Origin of the sequence: Synechococcus sp. RS9902, from assembly GCF_014279635.1 — a bacterium.
GTDB lineage: Bacteria > Cyanobacteriota > Cyanobacteriia > PCC-6307 > Cyanobiaceae > Parasynechococcus.
On the sequence record NZ_CP047949.1, the window covers coordinates 1,759,931 to 1,779,406 of the forward strand.

Annotated in this window: 26 protein-coding genes; 8 read left to right on the forward strand and 18 right to left on the reverse strand. The window is 64.5% G+C overall.

The window, feature by feature from the left end; translation table 11 throughout:
• Nucleotides 1-5: 5 nt before the first annotated feature.
• Genes SynRS9902_RS09705 through SynRS9902_RS13720 form a run of 3 tightly spaced genes read right to left on the reverse strand, consistent with a single transcriptional unit; the run spans nucleotide 6 to nucleotide 1,318 of the window.
• Nucleotides 6-248 carry a hypothetical protein gene (locus tag SynRS9902_RS09705; RefSeq protein ID WP_186508981.1) on the reverse strand — a complete coding sequence of 81 codons (243 nt, stop codon included), beginning with the start codon at nucleotides 246-248 and terminating at the stop codon, nucleotides 6-8.
• Complete coding sequence (locus SynRS9902_RS09710; RefSeq protein ID WP_255446097.1) at nucleotides 245-943, reverse strand: sulfotransferase; 699 nt, start codon at nucleotides 941-943, stop codon at nucleotides 245-247. The genes SynRS9902_RS09705 and SynRS9902_RS09710 overlap by 4 nt, the downstream gene beginning before the upstream one ends.
• A 24-nt stretch (nucleotides 944-967) precedes the next feature.
• Nucleotides 968-1,318, reverse strand: coding sequence for a sulfotransferase (locus tag SynRS9902_RS13720; RefSeq protein ID WP_255446098.1), 351 nt, complete (start codon nucleotides 1,316-1,318; stop codon nucleotides 968-970).
• A gap of 32 nt (nucleotides 1,319-1,350) precedes the next feature.
• On the opposite strand from SynRS9902_RS13720, the gene cbiE reads away from it, so the two are divergent.
• A complete protein-coding gene (cbiE, locus tag SynRS9902_RS09715; RefSeq protein ID WP_186508982.1) occupies nucleotides 1,351-2,634 on the forward strand; it encodes a precorrin-6y C5,15-methyltransferase (decarboxylating) subunit CbiE in 1,284 nt (427 codons plus the stop codon).
• Here the strand turns inward: cbiE and SynRS9902_RS09720 are convergent.
• From SynRS9902_RS09720 to pheS, 4 genes are all read right to left on the reverse strand, one after another.
• Nucleotides 2,618-3,061 (reverse strand): DUF192 domain-containing protein, encoded by a 444-nt coding sequence (locus tag SynRS9902_RS09720; protein WP_186508983.1) that lies wholly within the window; start codon nucleotides 3,059-3,061, stop codon nucleotides 2,618-2,620. The two genes, cbiE and SynRS9902_RS09720, sit on opposite strands and share 17 nt — an antisense overlap.
• Before the next feature lie 6 nt (nucleotides 3,062-3,067).
• Nucleotides 3,068-3,745, reverse strand: coding sequence for a winged helix-turn-helix domain-containing protein (locus tag SynRS9902_RS09725; protein WP_115008774.1), 678 nt, complete (start codon nucleotides 3,743-3,745; stop codon nucleotides 3,068-3,070).
• Nucleotides 3,742-4,650: an NAD(+) kinase gene (locus SynRS9902_RS09730; protein ID WP_006851915.1), complete on the reverse strand. Its 909-nt coding sequence runs from the start codon at nucleotides 4,648-4,650 to the stop codon at nucleotides 3,742-3,744. Before SynRS9902_RS09730 ends, SynRS9902_RS09725 begins: the two co-directional genes overlap by 4 nt.
• A gap of 80 nt (nucleotides 4,651-4,730) precedes the next feature.
• The gene (gene pheS / locus SynRS9902_RS09735; protein WP_115081995.1) at nucleotides 4,731-5,738 is read right to left on the reverse strand and encodes a phenylalanine--tRNA ligase subunit alpha; all 1,008 of its coding nucleotides are present in this window, start codon (nucleotides 5,736-5,738) and stop codon (nucleotides 4,731-4,733) included.
• A gap of 71 nt (nucleotides 5,739-5,809) precedes the next feature.
• Here pheS and surE point away from each other — a divergent pair, with 71 nt between their 5' ends.
• Nucleotides 5,810-6,619, forward strand: coding sequence for a 5'/3'-nucleotidase SurE (gene surE, locus SynRS9902_RS09740; protein WP_115081994.1), 810 nt, complete (start codon nucleotides 5,810-5,812; stop codon nucleotides 6,617-6,619).
• Here surE and SynRS9902_RS09745 read toward each other — a convergent pair.
• Complete coding sequence (locus SynRS9902_RS09745) at nucleotides 6,604-7,164, reverse strand: DUF3611 family protein (RefSeq protein WP_186508984.1); 561 nt, start codon at nucleotides 7,162-7,164, stop codon at nucleotides 6,604-6,606. The genes surE and SynRS9902_RS09745 overlap by 16 nt on opposite strands.
• Nucleotides 7,165-7,218: 54 nt before the next feature.
• On the opposite strand from SynRS9902_RS09745, the gene SynRS9902_RS09750 reads away from it, so the two are divergent.
• From SynRS9902_RS09750 to SynRS9902_RS09770, 5 genes are all read left to right on the forward strand, one after another.
• Complete coding sequence (locus tag SynRS9902_RS09750; RefSeq protein ID WP_186510602.1) at nucleotides 7,219-8,160, forward strand: bifunctional riboflavin kinase/FAD synthetase; 942 nt, start codon at nucleotides 7,219-7,221, stop codon at nucleotides 8,158-8,160.
• 134 nt (nucleotides 8,161-8,294) lie between these two features.
• Nucleotides 8,295-9,353, forward strand: coding sequence for a thiamine phosphate synthase (locus tag SynRS9902_RS09755; RefSeq protein WP_186508985.1), 1,059 nt, complete (start codon nucleotides 8,295-8,297; stop codon nucleotides 9,351-9,353).
• A gap of 3 nt (nucleotides 9,354-9,356) precedes the next feature.
• On the forward strand, nucleotides 9,357-9,575 hold the full coding sequence (thiS, locus tag SynRS9902_RS09760; protein ID WP_114988409.1) for a sulfur carrier protein ThiS: 219 nt from the start codon (nucleotides 9,357-9,359) through the stop codon (nucleotides 9,573-9,575).
• A gap of 18 nt (nucleotides 9,576-9,593) precedes the next feature.
• On the forward strand, nucleotides 9,594-10,538 hold the full coding sequence (locus tag SynRS9902_RS09765; RefSeq protein WP_186508986.1) for a DUF1517 domain-containing protein: 945 nt from the start codon (nucleotides 9,594-9,596) through the stop codon (nucleotides 10,536-10,538).
• A gap of 97 nt (nucleotides 10,539-10,635) precedes the next feature.
• Nucleotides 10,636-10,794 (forward strand): hypothetical protein, encoded by a 159-nt coding sequence (locus SynRS9902_RS09770; RefSeq protein WP_186510683.1) that lies wholly within the window; start codon nucleotides 10,636-10,638, stop codon nucleotides 10,792-10,794.
• A 4-nt stretch (nucleotides 10,795-10,798) separates the two neighbouring features.
• Here the strand turns inward: SynRS9902_RS09770 and larB are convergent, their stop codons facing one another.
• From larB to era, 6 genes are all read right to left on the reverse strand, one after another.
• Nucleotides 10,799-11,473 (reverse strand): nickel pincer cofactor biosynthesis protein LarB, encoded by a 675-nt coding sequence (larB, locus tag SynRS9902_RS09775; RefSeq protein ID WP_186508987.1) that lies wholly within the window; start codon nucleotides 11,471-11,473, stop codon nucleotides 10,799-10,801.
• Nucleotides 11,470-11,823 (reverse strand): TIGR03792 family protein, encoded by a 354-nt coding sequence (locus SynRS9902_RS09780; protein ID WP_370586296.1) that lies wholly within the window; start codon nucleotides 11,821-11,823, stop codon nucleotides 11,470-11,472. Before SynRS9902_RS09780 ends, larB begins: the two co-directional genes overlap by 4 nt.
• A gap of 90 nt (nucleotides 11,824-11,913) precedes the next feature.
• The gene (gene trmD, locus SynRS9902_RS09785; protein ID WP_186508989.1) at nucleotides 11,914-13,119 is read right to left on the reverse strand and encodes a tRNA (guanosine(37)-N1)-methyltransferase TrmD; all 1,206 of its coding nucleotides are present in this window, start codon (nucleotides 13,117-13,119) and stop codon (nucleotides 11,914-11,916) included.
• A gap of 6 nt (nucleotides 13,120-13,125) precedes the next feature.
• Nucleotides 13,126-13,587 carry a phycobiliprotein lyase gene (locus tag SynRS9902_RS09790; protein WP_186508990.1) on the reverse strand — a complete coding sequence of 154 codons (462 nt, stop codon included), beginning with the start codon at nucleotides 13,585-13,587 and terminating at the stop codon, nucleotides 13,126-13,128.
• A 21-nt stretch (nucleotides 13,588-13,608) separates the two neighbouring features.
• Complete coding sequence (locus tag SynRS9902_RS09795; protein ID WP_186508991.1) at nucleotides 13,609-14,511, reverse strand: phytanoyl-CoA dioxygenase family protein; 903 nt, start codon at nucleotides 14,509-14,511, stop codon at nucleotides 13,609-13,611.
• 38 nt (nucleotides 14,512-14,549) lie between these two features.
• Entirely contained in the window at nucleotides 14,550-15,485 is a 936-nt protein-coding gene (era, locus tag SynRS9902_RS09800) for a GTPase Era (protein WP_115081983.1), read from the reverse strand.
• Between the two features lie 75 nt (nucleotides 15,486-15,560).
• Between era and SynRS9902_RS09805 the strand changes: the two genes are divergently transcribed.
• The gene (locus SynRS9902_RS09805; protein WP_186508992.1) at nucleotides 15,561-16,082 is read left to right on the forward strand and encodes a hypothetical protein; all 522 of its coding nucleotides are present in this window, start codon (nucleotides 15,561-15,563) and stop codon (nucleotides 16,080-16,082) included.
• A 9-nt stretch (nucleotides 16,083-16,091) separates the two neighbouring features.
• On the opposite strand, the gene SynRS9902_RS13725 is transcribed toward SynRS9902_RS09805, so the two are convergent.
• The 4 genes from SynRS9902_RS13725 to SynRS9902_RS09820 form a co-directional block, all read right to left on the reverse strand.
• Nucleotides 16,092-16,922: an MFS transporter gene (locus SynRS9902_RS13725; protein WP_255446100.1), complete on the reverse strand. Its 831-nt coding sequence runs from the start codon at nucleotides 16,920-16,922 to the stop codon at nucleotides 16,092-16,094.
• Nucleotides 16,822-17,511 (reverse strand): MFS transporter, encoded by a 690-nt coding sequence (locus SynRS9902_RS13730; RefSeq protein ID WP_255446101.1) that lies wholly within the window; start codon nucleotides 17,509-17,511, stop codon nucleotides 16,822-16,824. Before SynRS9902_RS13730 ends, SynRS9902_RS13725 begins: the two co-directional genes overlap by 101 nt.
• A 168-nt stretch (nucleotides 17,512-17,679) precedes the next feature.
• Nucleotides 17,680-18,411, reverse strand: coding sequence for a Bax inhibitor-1 family protein (locus SynRS9902_RS09815; RefSeq protein WP_186508993.1), 732 nt, complete (start codon nucleotides 18,409-18,411; stop codon nucleotides 17,680-17,682).
• Nucleotides 18,412-18,479: 68 nt separating this feature from the next.
• Nucleotides 18,480-19,475, reverse strand: a complete 996-nt coding sequence (locus tag SynRS9902_RS09820) for a PhoH family protein (RefSeq protein ID WP_186508994.1) — start codon at nucleotides 19,473-19,475, stop codon at nucleotides 18,480-18,482.
• Nucleotide 19,476: the final 1 nt, after the last annotated feature.

The following is a 19,476-nucleotide window of genomic DNA, read 5'->3' on the forward strand; positions in this document are numbered from 1 at the left end:
AGACATCAACCTGCAGACAGTGGTGAGGGATTGTCTTCGGCATCCAGCAGGGCATCCAAGGTGACCGCCGTGCGGACCAAGGCTTGATAGCGATGCAGGCTGCGGCGGTTCTGATCCAGCCAACGGCCAGGGGCCGTCCCCTCCAGGTCGGGCTGATCGGGATCGAGCAAGGGCAGATCGTCCTGCTGAGCAATCAAGGCAATCACAAGCTCGTGCAAGCGTTGGCGACGATCTTGGGCTGGGGTCATGCCTCCTCCATCAGGTCGTTCAGGCGCTGTTCCGCCGCCAAGGGCAGGGTCACCGGATCAGCGGTGTAGCTGCGGGCTTGGGCAATCCGAGCCGACAGCGGGGCCTGCGCCACTGGCCAGCTGCTGAGCCCGAGTTCGTCATAGATCCGTTTCAGCGCAGCGAGGGGGTGGCGGATCAACTCCTCATAAGGCAATTCAACCAACTGCCCCGCAGGAATCCGGTGCCGAGACGCCTCAAAGTCCTCAAGCAGCTTGCGATGGGCAGCCACCGTTTCCTCCACCTGGGTGACGGCATCGGGCAGGGGCTGAAGCTCCACTAGTGAACCCAACCGCTGCTTCACCTGAACCAGCGAGCGGATCGAATCCTGCCGATCACGCCGCAGGAGCACAAAGCGCGCCCTGGGGAAGTGGCGCAGCACCAACTCCACCCGGGCGGAATGAGCGCTGTTCTTGATCAGCAGTCCCGCCTTCCCATACCCGTCATGGAGCCAGGTGAGCTTGGTGAAGTGCAGCCACTGCCGCTCGAAGGCAGCGGAGGAACCCAGAACATTGCGCCGGAAAAACCAGGAGTAGGCCAGGGGGAAGGCCATGCCCGCCATGTTGGTGTCGATGCTGAGTCGGGCCAGACCGAGCTCATCCTCCTGGGGGTCATTCGGACCCCAGGGCACCGCGTCGATCGGCCGCTTCCGCGTCATCCACGCTTGGAGTGCCCAGCGAATCTAGGGTTTGAGCAGCAAGGCCACCTGCGGCGCCGTGGTGAGCGAATTGCGCGCCGTGGCCAGCGTGGGGTCACAGGCCAGCAACTGATGCAGATAGATGGTGCCACTGCGCCAGTGACCAATCACCACAATCGGATCGTCCGGCAGTTCAGCCTTCCGCAAGCGGCGAGCCCACAGCCACGACTGCAGCCAAGCCAGGGGCTCCACCAGCAGGCCACTGAGTCCCATCACCAGGCCCACCCTCCAGCAGGAGAGGGCCGGGCGACGCAGCTGCAAGCCTCGAAGCAGCACCGCAGGACGCAGGAAGCCCCCAGCCACCAAGCGATCCACCAGCAGATCACCCCCTGCCATGGCCCCACAAACCCTCACACCAGAATGACGGGATGATCGATGTGATCGGCACCGACGCCGGGGCGCCCGCCTCGTTGCCCGCTCCACAGCAGACGCTACTGCGGACGGCCACCGTGATTGCAGCACCGCAGCGGTTGCAAGCTGCTCTGCAGGACTGGCTGGGGGACGCCAAGCCCGAGCTGATCAGCAGCGATGACCCGCGGGCTCTGGTGGACAGCCTGCAATCCAGGCCTGCGGAAAAGCCCGTAGTGGTGCTGGCCAGCGGCGATCCGCTCTGGTTCGGCCTGGGGCGCATCCTTTGCGACCGCATCGGGGCAGAGCGGCTGCGGTTTCATCCCGCCCCCACATCGCTGCAGCTGGCCTTCTCCCGCATCGGGCGCCCCTGGCAGGACGCCGACTGGGTGAGCCTGCACGGACGGGACCCCGAAATCCTGGCCAGCACCCTGCAGAAGCGACCCGCAGCCCTGGCGGTGCTGACGGATCCGAACCAGGGGGGCGCCATCACCGTGCAGCAGATATTGCGCAGCAGCGGGCTGGAGGCCAGCACGGACCTGTGGCTCTGCGAAAACCTCGGCCACCCCGATGAACGGGTGCAGCTGATCGCCCCAGGCACCGCACTACCAATAGATCTGCAGCCGCTGCTGATTGCACTGCTGATCGCCCGAGAACCGGCCGCACCGGATCCGCATCAGCTGCCGTTGTTCGGGCTCGATGACGGGCTCTACCTGCAGCACAGCGATCACCCCGGATTGATGACCAAGCGGGAGGTGCGCATCCAACTGCTGGCCGAACTCGCCTTGCCGCCACAGGGCGTGCTCTGGGATCTGGGGGCCGGCACCGGCAGCGTTGGTCTCGAGGCGCTGCGCTTGCGCCCAGGGCTGCAACTGCTGGCGGTGGAACGCCGCGCCGGTGGCGCGCAACTGATCCAACGCAATGCACAACGGCTCGGCGTCAGCCCTGCGGCGGTGCTGGAGGCCGACGCCACCACGGTGCTGAACGGCGAGCTCCCAAGCCAGCTCAGCCAGCCCGACCGGGTTCTGCTCGGGGGCGGGGGCGCCCAACGGGAGCGCTTGCTGCAGGAGGTGCTGACGCGACTGCGATCTGGAGGTGTTGTGGTGATCCCCCTGGCGAGCATCGAGGCCTTGGCCAGCGTTCGGCCGCTGCTCGAGGACGTTGGATTGGCCGTGCGCGTGCAGCAACTGCAGGCCTGGCGGGGACAACCGCTGGGGGATGGCACCCGCCTGGCTCCGATGAACCCCACCTTGATCGTGACGGGAACGAAGCCGGCTCAAGCCGGCTTCACGGGGAAGACTTGAGCGGGGTGATCCGAACCGGATCGCCGATGCCAATGCCAAGCCGCTGCGCCTCACCGGCACCGATCTCAATCACCGCATCAACGAAATCGGCCCGTCCATTGCCATCGGCATCGGCGGCGTAGGAGCGGCAGGGCAGGGCAGCACAGGTGGGAACGGCAGGCACCAGATCGAGCACCCGCCCATCGCGCACAAAGATCATGTCCAGTGGCGCAAGGGTGTTGAACATCCAGAAGCGCTGCGGCTGGGGGGTGGCAAAGGGAAACCACATCCCGCGCAAGGGCGGCAGAGCCGGCCTCTGCATCAAGCCCAGCCGCTGCTGCTCCGGACTGCGGGCCACCTCGAGATCAATGCAACGCTGCTGGGCCACGCACCAGCGGGCCTCAACCGGCAGCCATTGCGGCGGTGACTCAGGGGGCAGAGCATCCATGGCCGCTCAAGCCTCCGGCAACACCTGCCCGAGGCAATAGCCCCGGCCGCGCACGGTGTGCAGCAAACGGCGTTCTCCACCGGCCTCCAGCTTCTGGCGGAGATAGCGCACGTACACCTCCACAACATTGCTGCTGGAACGCTCCCCCTGCCACACCTCCTGAAGCAGCAGCTCGCGGCTCAACACCTGGCCGCGCCGCCGCAAGAGCACCTGCAACAGCATGAATTCCCGGGCCGTCAACGCCACCACACGGTCTCCCCGCCGCACCGTTCGGTTGGCGGGATCGACACTGAGATCGTCCAGCTCAAGCAGCGCCGGTCGCTGCCCCGAGCGCTGTTGAATCGTGCGATGCAGGCGCAGACGCAACAACAGATCGCTGGGCCCGATCTCCGAGAGCCAGAAATCATCGGCACCGCTTCCCAGACAGGCGGCGCGAGCCTCAACGCTGTCGCGTTCCAGATCCAACAGGATCGGCATGGCCCCGAAACGGCTGCGCAGGTCTTGAATCAATGCGGCCTGATCGGCCGCCAGCACAGCGGCCACTGGAGATTCACCCGGTTCAGGGGCATGGGCCGAGGGCCCGGCACTGAGCCAGTCGAGGGTGGCGTAGCCCGATGCAGCCAGACGGGGCGCCAGCGACACCGCCGAAGGGCCTGCCAACAGCAACAGGGGATCAGCGTTCATTCCCGCTCGGGCTTGGCGATGTGGGGCAGGCCCCAACCCAATTTGTTGCGCAGCACCTGGAAGAACTCATGGTCGGCGAGGCGCACAAAGCGCACCGGGTGATCGCTGCGGCGGATCAGCACCCGATCTTCCGGCCAGACGTAGCAACCGGCACTGCCGTCCACCACCATCATCAGCCGCTCCGGCGTGGCTGGAAAAATCGTGACGGGTTCACGGTCGCTGAACACCAGGGCGCGGGAGGCCAGGGAATGGGGCGCGATCGGGGTGAGTTGCAGCACCGGACAATCCGGCGTGATCACCGGCCCACCGGAGCTGAGGGCGTAGGCCGTCGAACCCGTCGGCGTGGAGAGGATCACACCATCAGCGGCAATATCCACCGGGGCGTGGCGGCCGATGGCGATCTCGAAGTGGCACATGCTCGTGAGCGGCTCACGGTGCAGGGCCATCTCGTTGAGAGACAGCGCCTCCCAGCGGCGCTGATCACCCCGCATCACGCTCACCACGAGGTTGCTGCGTTCCTCGATCGTCCATTGCTGGGTGAGCACCACATCGAGGGCGCGATCCAGATCATCGAGATAGGCCTCGGCCAGAAATCCCAGGTGGCCCGTGTTGATCGTAAGAATCGGAATCCCCACTGGGGCGGTCTGCCGCGCGGCGGAAAGCACCGTGCCGTCACCCCCCAGCACGATGGCCAACACCATCGATTGATCGAAGCCCTTGGGCACACAGGCGCTGTAGCCGCGCAGGCGCAGGTGCTGATCGGGGTTGGCAAAGCCCACCATGCCCCCGGAACTGCTGGCCCGCTCCACGGCATGGCCGGCAGCCTCCAGGCGCTGCTGAATCGTGTCCGCCGTCTGCACCGCCAGCGGCTTGCCGTCATTGACGATCAGTCCGATCCGGGGCACTGATCCACGACGGGTAGAGGTCAGCCTCAGCCTATGGGACGCGCGAGAACAGAACGCCGCTCAGTAACGAAGGTTCCCGATCAGAACTGCTCGAGGAAGCGCAGATCGCTGGTGTACAGCCGGCGGATGTCGTCAATGCCATGGCGCACCATGCAGAAGCGCTCCACCCCAAGGCCCGCGGCAAAACCGCTGTACCGCTCCGGATCGAGGCCCAGCCCTTCCAGCACGGCGGGATCCACCATGCCGCAGCCCATCACCTCCAGCCAGCGGCCGCGCCACTGCACATCCACCTCGGCGGAGGGCTCGGTGAAGGGGAAATAACTGGCCCGGAAACGCACTGGCAGGTCCCCGAAGAAGGCCTTAAGGAAGGCCATCACCGTGCCGCGCAGGTGGCTGAAATCGAGCCCTTCATCAATGGCCAGCACCTCCACCTGGTGGAACACCGGCGAGTGGGTGGCATCAACGGCATCGCGGCGATACACCCGTCCGGGAGCCACGATCCGCACCGGCGGCGGGTTCTCTTCGAGGTGACGGATCTGCACTGGGGAGGTGTGGGTCCGCATCAGCAGATCACCACCGAGATAAAAGGTGTCCTGCATGTCCCGGGCTGGATGGTCCTCGGGGATGTTCAGCGCAGTGAAGTTGTAGTGGTCCCGTTCCACCTCAGGCCCCTCGGCCACGCTGTAGCCGAGGCCCAGGAACAGATCGACGATCTCTTCAGTTGTGGTGATAAGGGGATGGCGATGCCCCATCGGCACCCCGGAAGCCGGGGCGGTGACATCGAGGCTTTCCCTGGCGATGCGCTCCGCCATGGCCGCCTGCTTCACGGCCTGGAGCCGCTCTCCCAACAGCGACTGCACCTGCGTTTTCAGCACGTTGGCGCGCTGACCCACCAGGGGACGCTCCTCACCGGGCAACTTCCCCATCGCCCCGAGCACACCGGAGATGCGGCCCTTCTTGCCCAGCAGCCCGACCCGCAGTTGCTCCAGCGCAGCGGCATCGGCCGCCTCGGCGATCTCCGCCGCGGCCTGCTGCTCGAGGGCATCGAGTTGATCGGTGAGCTGCTGCAGGGTGACAGGTGCGCTCACAGGGATGGAACAGACAGCTGCCGACTGTAAGCAGCCGTGCCGCTTAGGTTCACCTCAGTGCGTATGACCCCATGGCCCCGCTGCGGATCCTGATCAGCAATGACGATGGGGTCTTCGCTGACGGCATCCGAACCCTGGCCGCCGCAGCGGCAGCCCGCGGCCATGAGGTGACGGTGGTCTGCCCGGATCAGGAACGGTCGGCCACAGGCCATGGCCTCACCCTGCAGACCCCCATCCGCGCCGAGCGGGCCGATGAACTGTTCGCCCCAGGGGTCACCGCCTGGGCCTGCAGTGGCACCCCCGCCGACTGCATGAAGCTGGCCCTGTTCGAACTGGTGAAGGAGAAGCCAGACCTGGTGCTCTCCGGCATCAATCACGGCCCCAACCTGGGAACAGATGTGTTCTGCTCCGGCACCGTTGCCGCAGCGATGGAAGGCACCCTTGAGGGCATTCGTTCCCTGGCGGTGAGCAGCGCCTGCTTCCAGTGGCGTCAGTTCCAGGCGGCCGCCGATCTTGCCCTTGAGGTGAGTGAACAGGCCATCGCCGACCAGTGGCCCGACAACCTGCTGCTCAACCTCAACATCCCCCCCTGTGCCCGGGAGGAGATGGGAGCACTGCGCTGGACCCGTCTCTCGATCCGGCGCTACGACGAGCAATTCAGCCGTCGGGAAGACCCCCGTGGCCGGGCCTACTACTGGCTGGCCGGAGAAGCCGTGCAGGATCTCGAATCAGCCGGAGAAGGCCCAAGGGATTGGCCCAGTGATGTGGCTCAGATCCACGCCAATTCCCCCTCACTCACACCGATCCAGCCCGACCTGTTCTGGCGGGGCCCCCTCAGCGGACTGCCACAGCTCAAGCTCAAGGATCAACTGGTGCGGTAAACCCGCTGCAGCAACCAAAGGGAGAACAACACCCCGATCAGGTGGGCGAACAGCACCTGGGTGTTGCTGAGCACAGACAGCATTTCCAGGGAGGTGATCGCCAGGTTGTCGGCCATGCCGCGGCCGCCGATGGCAATTCCGGGAGTCTGCATTGAGGCCTGCACGAACAGGCTGCCAGCGAGGGCCTGATAGCCAATGGTGGCGAAGGTGAGACCCAGAAGATCCGCCAACAGCCCCCGTTTGATCAGCCGCGCCACCTCGCCCCGACTGGGACGGGCCGCGCTGTCGATGGCCCGACCGGTCCGAACGATCAGCCAGCCCTGCCAGAGGCTGAACAGCAGCACGAGGAAGGCCAGGGATGTGAGCGAAAGACCAGGCCCCAGACCCAAGGCACGTTCGGAATTGCGGGCCAGGCTGCCGCCGATGTTGTTGAACAGCAGAACGCCCACCACAACGATGCCGAGGACCACCTGGATCCAGAACCGGATCCATCCCATCCGACGCACGCCGAACGACAACTTCTGGAAATCGAGGCGGTCTGGCATGCCCTGGTGCTCGGTCGTTCAAACTTGCCACCAAAGCGCCCCTTCTGCACCTCTTTGATTCCGCTCTGCTCTCCAGAGGAAGCCCGTCGGCCCACTGCCCTGGCGCTGGGGAGTTTCGATGGCCTGCATGCCGGCCATCGCCGCGTGATCGCCGAGGCCATCCAGGACAGCCCGGACGATGCCGTTGCCTCGGTGGTGAGCTTCTGGCCGCATCCCCGTGAGGTGCTGTTCGGGGAGGCACGCCTGAGGCTGGATCTACCCAGCGAAAAACTCGCTCTGCTGGAACCGCTGGGGATCCAGCAGCTCGTGCTGGTGCCCTTCACCCGCGAGTTGGCTCAGCTGAGTGCGGAGGACTTCGTCACCAGCATGCTGCTGAACACACTTCAGGCCCGGCGCATTGCCGTGGGCACCAACTTCCGCTTCGGTCATCAGCGGCGCGGTGACGCCGAAATGCTGGAACGGCTGGCGGCTCGCAGCGGCGTTGAGGTGAAGGTGGTGCCGATCGTTGAAGACCAAGAGGGCCGGATGAGCAGCAGCCGCATCCGCGCGGCCCTCGACCAGGCCGACCTCACCACCGCCAAAGCCTTGCTGGGCCGGGCCTACCGCTTTCAGGGACGGGTGGTGCGGGGCCGAGGCCTGGGGCGTGAACTGGGCTGGCCCACCGCCAATCTCCAGGTGGATGGCCGTAAGGCCTTGCCAGGGCTTGGCGTCTACGCCGCCTGGGCCCAACTGGATGGGGATGGCGATCGGCTACCAGCCGTGATGAACCTCGGGCCCCAACCCACGATCGATCCCACGTCCCCTTCAGCCGTGGAGGTGCACCTTCTGGATCAGAGCCTGGAACTGGAAGGCCGGCAGCTGGGCGTCGAGCCGGTGCAGCGCTTGCGCGGCCAGACCAAATTCAGCGGCCTCGAGGAGCTCAGCAGCCAGATCGGCCGCGACGCAGCCCAGGCCCGCGCGATCCTTCAGACCGGTTCTCAGGCCGCGGTCGGATAGGCATTCACCAGCCCCCACACGATGAATACGCCGATGCCGCCGAGAAGGACGATTCCCCAGACCAGAACGTGCATGGTGCTCTCAGAACCACCGTTCTCCATGACCGACGCCGAAACCGTTCCCCACAGGGTGCCATGAATCCAACCCCAAGCGATGCATCCCTGGATCCACGGGTGGCACGCCTGATCGACGCCAACCTCGACCGTGCCCGGGAAGGCCTGAGGGTGGTTGAGGACTGGTGCCGCTTCGGGCTGGAGCAACAAGATCTGGTGGTGCGCCTCAAGGACTGGCGTCAACGTCTGGGGCGACTGCATCACGCCAGCTACAAGCAGGCCCGCTCCACCAGCACCGACACCGGCGCCGGACTGGAGCATCCGGCCCAACTCGATCGCCACAGCCCCGATCACGTGGTGGCGGCCAACTGCGCCCGGGTGCAGGAGGCGTTGCGGGTGCTGGAGGAGTACGGCCGCACCATCGATCCTGCGCTGGCCGCTGAAGCCGCAGCGATCCGCTACGGGCTTTACGACCTGGAGGTGACCTGCCTCAACGCCACCCTGGGAGCACGGCGACGCAACAAGCTCAAGGACGCTCGCCTCTGCCTGATCACAACCCCCTGCGATGACCTGAGCGATCGGGTGGAGGCCGCCCTGCGGAACGGCGTGGGGATGGTGCAGTACCGCTGCAAAGCGGGGAACGACCGCGAACGCCTACAGGAGGCTCTGCAACTCAGGCACCTTTGCGACCGCTTCGGGGCGCTGTTGTTCATCAACGACCGTGTGGACCTGGCCTTGGCGGTGGATGCGGATGGGGTGCACCTGGGCCAGGACGACATGCCCAGCGAGGTGGCCCGCGATCTGTTGGGCGTTGATCGTCTGCTGGGCCGCAGCACCCACAGCATCGATCAGGTTCATCAGGCTCAGCAGGAGCCAATCGACTATCTCGGCTTCGGCCCGATCCATTGCACTTCCGTCAAACCCGAGCGGAAGCCTGTTGGTGTGGAGCTCCTGGCGCAGGCCACTGCGATCAGCCAACGCCCCGTCTTCGCCATCGGTGGAATCACCTCGGCCAACCTGCCGGCACTGCTCAAGGCAGGTGGCCAGCGCGCGGCCGTGATCGGCGCGATCATGCACGCAGATGACAGCGGTCTGGCCTCGCGGCAACTGCTCCAGCAGCTGGACCACGCCACGTTCTGAGCCATGCCTCTCACCCTTATGGTCAACGGTGAAACCCGCGTGCTGGATCCAGCACCGGATCCCGCCAGCCTGGCGGCGGTTGTTGCCTTGCTGGCCAACAACCCCCAGCTGGTGGTGGCCGAGCACAACGGTGTGATCGCACCCCGCAGCCGCTGGGACAGCATCGTGGTGAAGGATGACGACACCCTTGAGATCGTCACCATCGTTGGTGGTGGTTCCTAGAGTCGCTCCATCAATGCTGTGGGCGCTGCTGTGGCCACTCCCCGACTGTTGACACGATCCCGACGACTGCTCGCATCACTGCTGTTGCCGCTGGTGATTGCGGGGCTGTTCCTGTTCCAGGCACAGCCGGCTGATGCCGCCCGCGGTGGGCGCATGGGAGGGGGCAGTTTCCGCGCTCCTTCGATGCCTCGATCCGGTGGGAGTTACCGCGGTGGCGGCTACGGCGGTGGCTACCGCGGCGGCGGGATGGGCTTCCCCTTCCTCATCCCCATCTTCGGCTTCGGTGGTGGGGGACTGTTTGGTCTGCTTATCCTGATGGCGGTCGCAGGCGTGCTTGTGAACGCTCTTCGTGGCGTTGGCAATGCCCCCTCGATCGGTGGTGCTGCTGCAGCGCCGGCCATGCCGCGCAACGTGAACATGATTCAGGTGCAGGTGGGCCTGCTGGCCAGTGCCAAATCCCTGCAGGAGGATCTGCGCTCCTTGGCCGCCTCTTCAGACACCAGCAGTTCCGCCGGTCTGCAAAGGCTGCTGCAGGAGACAACCCTGGCCCTGCTGCGCCAACCGGACCTCTGGGTTTACGCCAATGCCGAGAGCGGCAGTGTTCCCTTCAGTTCGGCTGAATCGACGTTCAATCGCCTCTCGATGAACGAGCGCAGCAAGCTGGACGCTGAGCTCACCAGCAACGTCGGTGGTCAGCGGACCACGGACACGAGCAACAGCTCTGGAGACGCGGATGCCACCAACGAATTCATCGTTGTGACCTTGCTGGTGGCCTCCACGGCATCGGCCAAGCTCGCCGGAGCCGACACCGGAGAAGATCTGCGCCAGACCCTTCGCATTCTTGGTTCCACAGCCTCCAGTGAACTCATGGCCCTGGAAGTGATCTGGCAACCGGAAGGCCGCGGAGATGTGCTGAGCGCCAACGACCTGGTGACGGCCTACCCCAACCTCCAACATCTCTGAGAGGCCTGAGCCTTTATGGCTCATCTATAGGTTTTCTGAGTATTTCTCCCCAGTGATCAGACCTAATTTGACCTGATCAGATTGCGCACCTCCAGCGTTGGCTCCCGACCCCCGCTCCATGCAATGGCAACAGGACGGTGAGCTGGCGCGCGCTGATCTTGATTCTCTTGTGCATGCGCTTCAGCAGGTGGAGTGCGATCAGAACAGTGCTGAACTGCAACGTCTCGGCCAGATCGATCCTTCCGCTGCGGCTTGAACCCTCAGCTTGAAGCTTCCGGGGCACAGCCCCTGAGCATCCGTAGTGCAGCCATGGCTGCGCCGTAGCCGTTGTCGATATTCACCACCGTCAGGCCTGGAGCACAGCTGGCGAGCATTCCTTCCAACGCGGTTCGTCCCCCTGCGCTGATTCCGTAGCCAACCGAAACCGGAACGCCGATCACGGGTTGCGGCACCAGACCAGCCAGGACCGTCGGCAACGCACCCTCCATTCCCGCGCAGGCGATCAGGATCCGCGCCGTGGCCAGACGGGGCAGTTGATCCAGCAAGCGGTGCAATCCAGCCACCCCCACATCCATCACAGGATCCACGCCGATGCCATGGCAACGCAGGGCCAAGCTGACCTCCTCCACCACCGTGCGATCACTGCTGCCTCCGCTGAGCACCGCCACCGAAGCCGGTGACGCAGGCACAGGAGGCAGTGCACCCAGGGTGAGGCAGCGAGCGTTGGGATGCAGCTCCACCGCCGGCAACGCCTCACACACCCGTGCCGCCTTTTCAGGATCCACCCGGGTCACCAGACCCAGTTCTCCTGCTGCGGCAAAGCTTTCAAGGATGGCGATGATCTGATCGGCTGTCTTGTGTTCCCCCCACACGGCCTCGACCATGCCCAAGCGCTGACGGCGCCGCAGATCGAGGCGAGCATCCGGCGTGGTCACTGCGGCAACAGTTCCCCTTCGAACACCAGCGGGAATGGGTTGCCCTGGCGCTGTCCTGTTTGCTCGCGGGCCAAGGTCTCGAAGCGCTCCTGAACCGTCTGCACCTCGGCCATGGAGATCGATTTCCATGCCTTACGACTGCTCCAACGAATCAGCAGCGTTCCCTCTTCGGTGGCCGGATCCCAGAACAGATCACGGCCCAGAAAACCCGGCTGTTGCTTCAGCCAAGGCTCCCAGCTGCCGCGTTCCGCCGCCATCCACTGCTCACGGCTCTCCCGGGGGACCTGCAGCCGCAGGTGCTCCACCACAGCCACCACGTCACCACGTGTCGGGTCGGACTCTGCCCGCACCTCTGTCTCCGAAAGCCCGCCCAACAACAGAACCAACGCCAAACAAGGTGCGATGACCCTAAGCAGAACAGACCTGAGGCGATGCACGGTTCAGCTCCGCTGCAGCAGGGCCACAACCTGGCAACTGATGCCCTCTTCCCGTCCCTCCGGACCCAAGCCTTCATTGGTGGTGGCCTTCACACCGACGGCATCGGGGGCGATGCCGATCGCAGACGCCATTCGGCTGCTCATCTCGGTGATATGCGGCTTGAGTTTGGGGCGCTCAGCGATCACCACCGCATCGATGTTCACCACCGACCAGCCGCGCTCCTTCACCAGCTTCACCACCTGATCCAGCAGCTTCAAGCTGTCGGCCCCTTTCCATTGGGGATCGGTGGGGGGGAAATACTTGCCGATGTCACCGAGGGCGAGGGCCCCGAGCAGCGCATCCATCACCGCATGCACCAGCACATCGGCATCGCTGTGGCCATCCAGGCCAAGACCATCGGGATGGTCCAGGGTCACACCCCCGAGGATGAGGGCCCGTCCGGGCACCAGCCGATGGATGTCGTATCCGTTGCCGATGCGCAGCTCCATGCCGGGATCTGAAGGGGCATTCATTGTCGCGGTCTGCCAGCGGGCAAACAGATCGGGCCGCCGCTCGCGGGTGCGCTGCTCCCGCTGCTCCTGGCGCCACCGGGCGATGGCACCGTGGTCGCCACTGCGCAGCACATCCGGAACGGTCATACCGCGGAAGTCGGCGGGGCGGGTGTAGTGCGGGTGTTCCAGGAGGAGTGCAGTGTGGCTTTCCTCCACCAGGGAATCGGCGGTCCCCACCGTGCCGGGCAGCAGGCGCACCACACCATTGATCACCGTCATCGCCGGCAGCTCACCACCGGTGAGGACGAAATCACCCATCGACACCTCCTCATCGGCCAGGCCGCGAATCCGCTCGTCGAAGCCCTCGTAGTGACCGCATAGGAAAACCAGTTGATCGTGGTCACTGGACCAACGCTGCAGATCCGCCTGCTGCAGGGGACGCCCCTGCGGTGACATCAACAGCACCCGGCTGCGGGGACTGCGGGGAATCGCCTCCATCGCGGCATACACCGGCTCGGGCTTGAGCACCATGCCGGCACCGCCCCCATAGGGCTCGTCGTCCACCTTGCGATGGCGATCCGTGGCGAAGTCCCTCGGGTTATGCAGATGCAACTCGGCAATGCCCGCGTTGAAGGCACGACCGATCACCCCCAGCTCCAGCAGAGGAGCAAACGCCTGCGGCGCCAGGCTCACCACATCAAGGCGATAGGGCGCCATGCCGCCTCAGGCCGCGGGTTTGGACACCCTGCGGATGTCCGTGCAGAAACTGCCCTGCACCGGTGTTCCCTGGGCATCCACCGCCATGGTGCTGCGCAGGCGCAGGTTGACCCGCGTGAACCAGATCCGCTCCTGAACCTGCACGCCGTCAGCCCGGCTGAGGTTCAGCTCCATGCTGCCGTCAGGCCAGAACCTCCAGTTGCCTGGGGAATCACCATCGAGGATCAGCTGTCCATCAGCGGCGAAAGTGAGGGTGCTGCTGGTTCCACCAGGGGCCTGCACCTGCAGTTGGCCGAGAGCCCCCTGCTCGCTCACGCAGCGAACGGTGAGTTCACCCCGTTCACTGCTGTGCCACTCGTCATCACCACCGGCAGCCAGCTCAAAGCAACTGCGCAGGCTCATCCACTCCCCGTCGCAGAGGCTCAGAAAGGAGCCAGGGTCTTCCGGGGGAAAGGCTTGTTCACTCATGCACCCATCCTCTCAGCCGGATCACCAGGTAATGGGGAGGAAGGGATAAGGGCGGTTCCAGCCGTAGAGCGCCAACCGCTGCTGCCCCTGGGCGGCGGCACCGCGGCGGTGAAAGCCGAACACATCCGCCAGCACCAGGGTGTTGGCAGGGCAGGTGAGGGCAACAGGCCTGGGCAGACCCAGTTCAGCCAGGGACTCTTCCTGGATCCGGAACGATCCAGACACATCCGGCTGCCGCCGGTGTTCGGCAGCTGCAGTGGCTGTGGCCTGCTCCCACCGCAGGCGAGACGGATCCAGGCGATGGCTGCCCGGCACGTATTCGAAGGGACCGCCCTGACGTTGCACCGGCCGCAGAAAGAACCAGAACTTCAGAGCACGGAAGAACGTGTCGCGATGCAGCACTTTCTGCAGATCCGGCGTGCGGGTCTCCTCGCCATGCACGGTGAGGTAGATGTCCAGCTTGCGCGGATTCATCGGCAAGCCGATGACCTGGCGCGATCCCGCACTGAGCCGCTGGTCATGGTACAAGGCAGCCGCTCGAGGCATCTGCTCGGGGTCGATGTGGAGAAAGCGGTTGAGGGTTCCTCCATCGAAACGGTCAAACCCCCCGGGGAAGGGTTGTTTTGGGCGAAAGCCAGGACGGCTGTTGTCCGGTGCTGGATGCAGACGTGAGGCGCGAGCCACCACGGCCTCCACCTCATCGCGCAAGGCCTCAAACTCCGGCTGCGGCAGAAAGTTCTCGAGCACCACAAAGCCATCCCGCTCCAGACTGGCGAGCTGAGCTGGTCGCAGCAGGCGCCTCCAGAGGCACAGCGTCTCCGCCAGCTGAACCCGGCGTCGATGCAGCTGCCAGCGTCGGTTCAGATCCGGGTGACCGACCCAGGGATCCCGAAAGCTCTTGGTGCGCGTCAGCAGCGAAAGCATGGGCGCGACATTACGCGCTGATGCCGGAGAGCGGTAGGTTATTGATCGCCTGTGTAACCCAGCTCAGCCAAGCGGGCCGGTTTGCTGCGCCAATCAGGCACCACTTTGACGAACAGCTCTAGATACACCGGGCCATCAATCAGCACCTGCATCTGCAGCCGCGCCCCCTGGCCGATCGTCTTGAGCATCGCCCCGCCTTTGCCGATCAGGATCCCCTTCTGACTCTTCCGTTCCACCAGAACCGTGGCCAGGACGGCCGTTCGACCCGCACCCTTGCCCTTGGCCGGCAACTCCTCAACGCGATCAATGGTGACGGCAACGCTGTGGGGCACCTCCTCCCGCGTGTGCAGAAGCACCTGCTCGCGAATGAGTTCCCCCAGCAGCACCCGCTCCGGTTGATCACTCACCATCTCAGGCGGATACAGCTGTGGCCCCAAGGGCAACTGAGCCGCCATCGCTGCTGTGAGCTCTGCGCAGCCGTCGCCTGACAGGGCGCTGCAGCGGTGCACCGGCCAATTCGTCTCCTGCAGCAGGGCGGCGTAGGCCTCTTCCGCTTCAGAGCGGTGCTCCTCCGCCAGCTTGTCCCACTTGTTCAGGGCCACCAGCACCGGCAGGGACTGCTGCTGCAGCAGATTCACGATGAAGGCATCACCGCGCCCCGGGCGCTCGCAGCCCTCCAACAGCAACACCACCAGGTCCACTTCACCGATGGCGCTGCGGGCACTCTTCACCAGCCGTTCCCCCAGCAAGTGGTGGGGTTTGTGGATGCCAGGCGTATCCACCAGAACCATCTGGGCCACCTCCGTGGTGAGGATGGCCCGCAGGCGGTTGCGGGTGGTCTGGGCCACGGGCGATGTGATGGCCACTTTCTCCCCCACCAGCTGATTCACCAGCGTGGATTTGCCCACGTTCGGGCGACCGATCAGTGCGATGAAGCCAGAGCGGTAATCCTCTGGCAGGGGAGTTGCATGCATCCTCTAAGTCTGCGCCGCCATTGGATCGACCCGTTGAATCGACCCATAGCCTTAGGGCAGGAATTGAACAGGTCCATGGCGGATCAGCAGCCCACCTTCCAGCAGGCCATGGAGATCACAGCGGCCTGGCTGCAGCAGTGGGACAACGAGGAGATCAGCGATGAGGTGCTGGCCGACCGCATCGGTGAAATGGTGGCCAGCCGCGATGGTGCCCGGGGATTTTTCGTGGTGAGCCTGGCGGGCGAAAGCGTGCTGATGGACCGTTTGCCCGATGCTGTCGTGGGGCAACTGCGGGGCGCCGGGGCTGGCGTTGTGGATCTGAGCGTCCGCAATCTGGCCATGAGCACCGCCATGGCCGTGCATCACCGGCGCACAGGAGATGAGGCCCAGCAGGCCGGCTCGGAGCGGGTCAGCAGCCGTTGCATCGAACTGCTCAGACTGCTGGAACCAGCGGAGGTGAAGGAGCGCCTGGAGCAACTGCTGGCCGCAGCCCTCGACAACCGCGGTGAAGACGTCACCTTCCTGGAGAAATGGGGGTACGACGCCGAGCAGAAACAAGCCATCGGAGACAGCGTCTATGCCGTGGCTGAGGGCTGAGCCGGGAGATCAGGCCATGTCCTCCAATTCCTTGCCACTGGTTTCGCGCACGAAGAACAGCACCAGAAAGAAGGAGATCGCAGCCGCGGTGGCATAGAGCCCGTAGGCCAGTGCAGGCCCTGATGCCTCCAGCAAGGGGGGAAAGGTTCGGGCGATGAACCAGTTCGCGATCCAGTTCACCATCGCGCAAAGGCCCAGAGCCACAGCGCGGATGCGGTTGTTGAACATCTCCCCGAGCATCACCCACATCACCGGTCCCCAGGAGAAACCGAAGGCGAAGACAAACAGATTGGCCGCCAACAAGGCCACAACGGCGGCCATGCCGACGAGCTGAGGGGCACCGTTCACCACGGCAGCACCGGCAAAGACCCAGCTCATCGAGCCCAGGGTGAGGCTCATGACAACCGAACCGATCAGCAGCAGCGGTTTGCGGCCGATGCGATCGATGAACAGGATCGCCACGAAGGTGGTCACCACGTTGGTGATCGAGGTGATCACCGTGACGATCAGGCTGTCGGTGGTGCTGAAGCCCACCGCCTGCCAGAGAACACTAGAGTAGTAAAAAATGACGTTGATGCCGACGAACTGCTGGAAGATCGCCAGCATCACGCCGGTCCAGACCACCGGTACGAGCAGATTCCTCCGATCAAGAAGGTCCGTCCAGCGGCCGTGATCGGTGTTCTCCAGGCTGTGCTGGATCCGGGCAATCACCTGATGAGCCGGCTCATGAAGGGTGCGCTCAATCACCAGACGGGCCTGCTCGGGCAACCCTTTCTGCACGAGGTAGCGGGGACTTTCCGGAATCCCCAGCACCAACACCCCGTAGAGCGTTGCAGGCAACACCTCCGACAACAACATCCAACGCCATGCCGCCTTGGGGACCCACGGCTGACACGGGATTGCGATCCGGGGTGAACAGCACAATCGCGTAGTCGAACAGCAGGGCCAGAAAAATCCCCACCACGATCGCCAGCTGCTGCAGCGATTCCAGACGGCCGCTCTGGTCGGCGGGGGACACCTCTGCGATGTAGGCCGGTGCCAAGACGCTGGCGAAGCCAACCCCCAAGCCTCCAATCACCCGCCAGACGATCAGGCTGGTGAGGCTCTGCGCCAAGGCGGAGCCGATGGCACTGGCCAGGAACAACACGGCGGCCACCACCATGCTGTGACGACGGCCGATCCTGTCGGACAACCAGCCTGCGGCCAGGGCACCGATGGCCGAGCCGATCAAGGCCGATGCCACCGCACGCCCCAGGTCGCCCGACGACACCTTAAACACCTCACCAATGGCGCCAACAGCACCATTGATCACCGCGGTGTCGTAACCGAACAGAAAACCGCCCAGGGCCGCGGAGATGGCGATCTGAAGGATGAAGCGCAGCCGCCGCCGTTGCCGCTTCAGCTCAGGGGCCGAGACCGAAGGATCCACAGCTGCACAGGAGGACTACCCACAATGCAGCGATCCAAACCATGGCTGTCAGCTGCTGCGCAAGGAATCAAAACCGTATCGCCAGGCACAAAAAAGCCCCGGACAAGCCGGGGCCAGGGCTGATTCGATTGCGTTGTCATCGTCAGTCGCGACGATCAGCCGTGACGGTCAGTCGCGCCGACCACCACCGTTGAGCACGATGATCAGGCGCAGGATGAAGATGAACAGGTTGATGTAGGTGAGGTACATGCTCAAGGCACCTGCCAGGTATTGGTCATCCCGGTAGGCGCGAGGCATCGTGTAGAAGTCGACAAAGGCGGCACCCACGAAGAGCACGGTGCCGAAGCCGGCGATCATCAGCTCAAAGCTGGTGCCATGGAACATGGCAGGAGCAAAGAGGCCACCGATGAACTGGACGAGCATCGCCAGGATCAGGCCAACCAAGCCGAGACTCACCACGCCTGAGAGCGCCTGACCAACGGAATCGCTCATGCGGCGGCCGACGATCGAAGCGATCACGAAGGTGATGCCGGTGGCCAGTGCGGCGGTGCCGACCGCGCCCACACCAGCAACCGCTCCCGCCAAAGCCACGAGACCGCTCAGGGTGAACCCTGTGATCAGGCTGTAGATCGACAGCAGCGGCAAGGCTGTGGCGTTGTTGCCCTTCAAGGCGACGTTCTGCGCCACAAAGAACAGCACAAAGTTGCCGATCAAAGCCACCCAGAACAGGGGCATGAACAGCGGTGTGGCCATCATCGAGAGACCACCAATCACCCCGATTGAGGTGAGCACCATGCCGCCGCCGACGTAGGGCAGCGCTTTATTGACGACGTTGGGGCCGACGAGTGCGCTCGATTGCGCCTCGCGGATCGCCTCCTGGAAATTGCTGCTTGCAGGCATGTCGACCAGGTCACCAAAGACTCATCACATCCTGCCAGCGGTGACAAGGGATTGGGGTGTGGATCTCCCTATCGACGTTGAACTTTGGGCGTTTTGCGTTCGTCCCGGCGGGCATAGGCCTCCACCACCCGCTGCACGAGGGGATGGCGCACCACATCCGCAGCGGTGAGGCGGCAGACCGCAACCCCTTCAACGCCCTCCAACACCTCGGACGCCTCCACCAAACCGCTCTGCACCGTGACAGGAAGATCCACCTGGGTGATGTCTCCAGTCACGACCATGCGTGAACGCTCTCCCAGGCGGGTGAGCACCATGCGCATCTGAGCCGGCGTGGTGTTCTGCGCCTCATCCAGGATCACAAAGGCGTCGCTCAGTGTGCGGCCCCGCATGTAAGCCAGGGGAGCGACCTCGATCACGCCCTTCTCCAAGAGCACAGTGGTCTTCTCGGCGCCGAGCAGGGAATGCAAAGCGTCGTAGAGCGGACGCAAATAGGGGTCCACCTTCTGCTGCAGGTCGCCCGGCAGGAAGCCCAGACGCTCCCCGGCTTCAACAGCCGGCCGGGTGAGAATCAAACGCTCCACCTTGCGTTCGGTGAGCATTCGAACCGCGAGAACTGTGGCAAGAAAGGTTTTGCCGGTGCCGGCAGGACCGAGGGCAAAGGTGAGATCGTGGCGCTCCATGGCGTCCACGTATTTCTTCTGGCGCAGGGTGCGCGGGCGGAGCAGGTTGCCCTTCTGGCTCTTCGCCAACACCTGTTCACCCATGGCGGCGTGATCGTCGCCGCGGCCGGTGTTGAGAGCTCCCAGCGCCGACTGGAGGTCCACCGGTGACACCGACTGGCCGTCCTGCCAGATCGGGCGCACCAATTCCACAACCGAAGCAGCCCTTTCAATCTGCGTTGGCCGCCCGGTGATCACCAGTTGAAGACCCCGCAACACCATGGAAGCTCCTGTCAGAGCTTCAAGGCGATGCAGGGTTGTTTCCGCTTCACCGGCGAGGGCCAGTGCAGCATCGGGATCGGGCAAGTCGAGAACGAAACGGCCGCGTTCGCCGTCGTCAGACACC

Bases quoted from the DNA above. Each gene is read 5' to 3' on its own strand.
- SynRS9902_RS09705 (WP_186508981.1), bottom strand. From the start codon at position 248: ATGACCCCAGCCCAAGATCGTCGCCAACGCTTGCACGAGCTTGTGATT.
- SynRS9902_RS09710 (WP_255446097.1), bottom strand. From the start codon at position 943: ATGACGCGGAAGCGGCCGATCGACGCGGTGCCCTGGGGTCCGAATGAC.
- SynRS9902_RS13720 (WP_255446098.1), bottom strand. From the start codon at position 1,318: ATGGCAGGGGGTGATCTGCTGGTGGATCGCTTGGTGGCTGGGGGCTTC.
- cbiE (WP_186508982.1), top strand. From the start codon at position 1,351: ATGATCGATGTGATCGGCACCGACGCCGGGGCGCCCGCCTCGTTGCCC.
- SynRS9902_RS09720 (WP_186508983.1), bottom strand. From the start codon at position 3,061: ATGGATGCTCTGCCCCCTGAGTCACCGCCGCAATGGCTGCCGGTTGAG.
- SynRS9902_RS09725 (WP_115008774.1), bottom strand. From the start codon at position 3,745: ATGAACGCTGATCCCCTGTTGCTGTTGGCAGGCCCTTCGGCGGTGTCG.
- surE (WP_115081994.1), top strand. From the start codon at position 5,810: ATGGCCCCGCTGCGGATCCTGATCAGCAATGACGATGGGGTCTTCGCT.
- SynRS9902_RS09745 (WP_186508984.1), bottom strand. From the start codon at position 7,164: ATGCCAGACCGCCTCGATTTCCAGAAGTTGTCGTTCGGCGTGCGTCGG.
- SynRS9902_RS09755 (WP_186508985.1), top strand. From the start codon at position 8,295: ATGAATCCAACCCCAAGCGATGCATCCCTGGATCCACGGGTGGCACGC.
- thiS (WP_114988409.1), top strand. From the start codon at position 9,357: ATGCCTCTCACCCTTATGGTCAACGGTGAAACCCGCGTGCTGGATCCA.
- trmD (WP_186508989.1), bottom strand. From the start codon at position 13,119: ATGGCGCCCTATCGCCTTGATGTGGTGAGCCTGGCGCCGCAGGCGTTT.
- SynRS9902_RS09790 (WP_186508990.1), bottom strand. From the start codon at position 13,587: ATGAGTGAACAAGCCTTTCCCCCGGAAGACCCTGGCTCCTTTCTGAGC.
- SynRS9902_RS09795 (WP_186508991.1), bottom strand. From the start codon at position 14,511: ATGCTTTCGCTGCTGACGCGCACCAAGAGCTTTCGGGATCCCTGGGTC.
- era (WP_115081983.1), bottom strand. From the start codon at position 15,485: ATGCATGCAACTCCCCTGCCAGAGGATTACCGCTCTGGCTTCATCGCA.
- SynRS9902_RS09805 (WP_186508992.1), top strand. From the start codon at position 15,561: ATGGCGGATCAGCAGCCCACCTTCCAGCAGGCCATGGAGATCACAGCG.
- SynRS9902_RS09815 (WP_186508993.1), bottom strand. From the start codon at position 18,411: ATGCCTGCAAGCAGCAATTTCCAGGAGGCGATCCGCGAGGCGCAATCG.